Origin of the sequence: Aldersonia kunmingensis, from assembly GCF_001646865.1 — a bacterium.
Classification (GTDB): Bacteria; Actinomycetota; Actinomycetes; order Mycobacteriales; family Mycobacteriaceae; genus Aldersonia; species Aldersonia kunmingensis.
Genome location: NZ_LRRB01000037.1, coordinates 1 through 2,312, shown reverse-complemented (window position 1 = coordinate 2,312; position 2,312 = coordinate 1). Strand labels below are relative to the sequence as shown.

Here is a 2,312-nt window from a genome sequence, read left to right as displayed (position 1 = left end):
ACCGACCTGTTCGGCGCGAAGTTCGCCAACGTGCAGCCGCACTCCGGCGCACAGGCCAATGCCGCGGCCATGGCCGCGCTGCTGAGCCCGGGCGACTCGATCCTCGGCCTCGCCCTCGCACACGGCGGGCACCTCACCCACGGTATGAAGCTCAACTTCTCCGGCAAGCTCTACGACGTCGCGGCGTACCACGTGCGCGAGGACGACCACCGCGTCGACATGGACGAGGTCGAGCGACTCGCCCGCGAGCACAAGCCGAAGCTGATCCTCGCCGGCTGGTCCGCGTACACCCGCCAGCTCGACTTCGCCGCCTTCCGGCGCATCGCCGATGAGGTCGGCGCGTACCTCATGGTCGACATGGCGCACTTCGCCGGACTGGTCGCTACCGGGCTGCACCCCTCCCCTGTGCCGCACGCGCACGTGGTCACCTCCACGACGCACAAGACCCTCGGCGGTCCGCGCGGCGGCATCATCCTGACCAACGACGAGGCGCTGGCGAAGAAGTTCAATTCGTCGGTGTTCCCCGGGCAGCAGGGCGGCCCGCTCGAGCACGTGGTCGCCGCAAAGGCCGTGTCGTTCAAGCTCGCCGCCGAGGACGCGTTCCGTGAGCGCCAGCAGCGCACCCTGGATGGCGCGAAGATCCTGGCCGACCGCCTGCTGCAGGAGGATTCGCGCGCGGCCGGGATCAGCGTCGTATCCGGCGGCACCGATGTCCACCTCGTGCTCGTGGATCTGCGCGACTCGGAGCTCGACGGAAAGCAGGCCGAGGACCGGTTGCACCGGGTGGGCATCACCGTGAATCGCAATGCGGTGCCGTTCGATCCGCGGCCGCCGATGGTCAGCTCGGGTGTCCGCATCGGAACGCCCGCGCTGGCAACCCGCGGGTTCGACCTCGACGCGTTCCGCGAGGTCGCCGACATCATCAGCCTCGCGCTGCGTCCCGATACCGACGACGACGCGCTCGAAGTGTTGCGCGGCCGGGTCGGCGCGCTGGCGAAGCGTTTCCCGCTCTACCCCGATCTGGAGGCCACGCTCTGATGGCGCAGTCCGTGTCGACCGAACCCCCCGGCGCTCACCTTCCGGACCATCCGGACTTCCTGTGGCGCAACCCCGAGCCGAAGAAGTCCTACGACGTCGTCATCGTCGGCGGCGGTGGACACGGGCTCGCCACCGCGCACTACCTCGCCAAGAACCACGGCATCACGAATGTTGCTGTACTGGAGAAGGGTTGGCTCGCGGGCGGCAACATGGCCCGCAACACCACGCTGATCCGGTCCAACTACCTGTGGGATGAGAGCGCCCGGATCTACGAGCACTCCCTGAAGCTGTGGGAGGGCCTCGAGGAAGACCTCGACTACCCGATCCTGTTCAGCCAGCGCGGCGTCCTCAATCTCGCCCACAGCCTCCAGGATGTGCGCGACAGCGTGCGACGCGTGGAGGCCAACAAGCTCAACGGTATCGACGCGCAGTGGGTCGAGCCGGACGAGGTCAAGAAACTCTGCCCGTTGGTCAACACCTCGAGCGACATCCGCTACCCCGTCCTCGGTGCGACCTACCAGCCACGGGCCGGCATCGCCAAACACGATTACGTCGCTTGGGGATTCGCGCGCCGTGCCGACGAGGCCGGCATCGACATCATCCAGAACTGCCAGGTGACCGGGTTCGTCACCGACGGCGACCGGGTGACCGGGGTTCGCACGAACCGCGGCGATATCGCCGCCGGGCAGGTCGCGCTGTGCGCGGCCGGACACACCTCGACGCTCACCGACATGCTCGGTATCCGGACCCCGTTGCAGAGCCACCCACTGCAGGCGCTCGTGTCCGAACTGCTCGAGCCGGTACATCCGACGATCGTCATGTCGAACGCGGTGCACGTGTACGTGTCGCAGGCGCACAAGGGCGAACTCGTCATGGGCGCCGGCGTGGACTCGTACAACGGGTACGGCCAGCGCGGCGCGTTCCACATCATCGAGCGCCAGATGGCGGCCGCGGTCGAACTGTTCCCGGTCTTCGCTCGCGCTCACCTGCTGCGCACCTGGGCCGGCATCGTCGATGTCTGCCCCGATGCCTCACCGATCGTGAGCCGCAGCCCTTACGAGAATCTCTTCATCAATGCGGGTTGGGGCACAGGCGGTTTCAAAGCCACTCCAGGCCTCGGCTGGTGCCTCGCGGACACGATCGCGAACGACGCACTACACGAATACATCGCCCCGTTCGGCCTGGACCGCTTCGTCAGCGGCGCGCTGGTCGACGAGCACGGCGCTGCCGGCGTCGCGCACTGACACCGAAGTCACGCGGAATACAGGAGCCAC

At 67.7% G+C, this 2,312-nt stretch carries 2 protein-coding genes; both read left to right on the top strand.

Translation table 11 applies throughout. The features are described 5' to 3' along the window. Positions 1 to 1,038 (top strand): serine hydroxymethyltransferase (gene glyA / locus A8G08_RS03185; protein WP_068270045.1); only part of this gene is annotated, 1,038 nt, incomplete at its 5' end. Next, positions 1,038 to 2,282, top strand: a complete 1,245-nt coding sequence (locus tag A8G08_RS03180; RefSeq protein WP_068270044.1) for a sarcosine oxidase subunit beta family protein — start codon at positions 1,038 to 1,040, stop codon at positions 2,280 to 2,282. The genes glyA and A8G08_RS03180, both read left to right, overlap by 1 nt. Positions 2,283 to 2,312: the final 30 nt, after the last annotated feature.

What these genes read in the sequence shown, in the direction of transcription:
- A8G08_RS03180 (WP_068270044.1), top strand. Translation starts at nt 1,038, where the DNA reads ATGGCGCAGTCCGTGTCGACCGAACCCCCCGGCGCTCACCTTCCGGAC.